This window comes from Psychromonas aquatilis (genome assembly GCF_038155185.1).
Lineage (GTDB): Bacteria > Pseudomonadota > Gammaproteobacteria > Enterobacterales > Psychromonadaceae > Psychromonas > Psychromonas aquatilis.
Window position 1 is genome coordinate 1 of the sequence record NZ_JBAKAZ010000138.1, and the last position, 574, is coordinate 574.

Here is a 574-nt window from a genome sequence, read left to right on the forward strand (position 1 = left end):
ACATTAACAAGCCTTACGGTGAATTTGCTTTGGCAAATAAACCTACCGGCATGAGCTTTTGCTTCGCAAATACTCATCGAGTGCCCACACAGATTGTTTGATTAGAAAGTAAAGAGACGTATAGATAGACCTCTAGTATATTGGTTCTGTCACTTGGTTGGTTATCCAACGATGAGATAGAACTGAAAATCGGGTCTGTAGCTCAGTTGGTTAGAGCGCACCCCTGATAAGGGTGAGGTCGGCAGTTCGAATCTGCCCAGACCCACCAATTTCTTGTATTGAAATTGGCATTTCTATTTATACTATACCATGTTGGGGCTATAGCTCAGCTGGGAGAGCGCCTGCCTTGCACGCAGGAGGTCTGCGGTTCGATCCCGCATAGCTCCACCACTTCATTTAATCGAAGTGACCGACATGATAGAAGCCTTAGATAAGATAACGATTTTATCTAAGGCTTTTTTTAACGAAAAAGTCTGCTCTTTAACAATTAGGAAAGCTGATAAATGTTCTTATTTATCACACAAAAACAATGACACTTAGTGTTGATTGGTGTGATAAATAAAACGAAATGTTT

2 tRNA genes are annotated in these 574 nt (G+C 40.9%); both read left to right on the plus strand.

The features are described 5' to 3' along the window. The first annotated feature begins 191 nt into the window (after positions 1 to 191). Positions 192 to 268: transfer RNA gene (locus tag V6256_RS15170), tRNA-Ile, on the plus strand. 46 nt (positions 269 to 314) lie between these two features. Further along, positions 315 to 390: transfer RNA gene (locus V6256_RS15175), tRNA-Ala, on the plus strand. Positions 391 to 574: the final 184 nt, after the last annotated feature.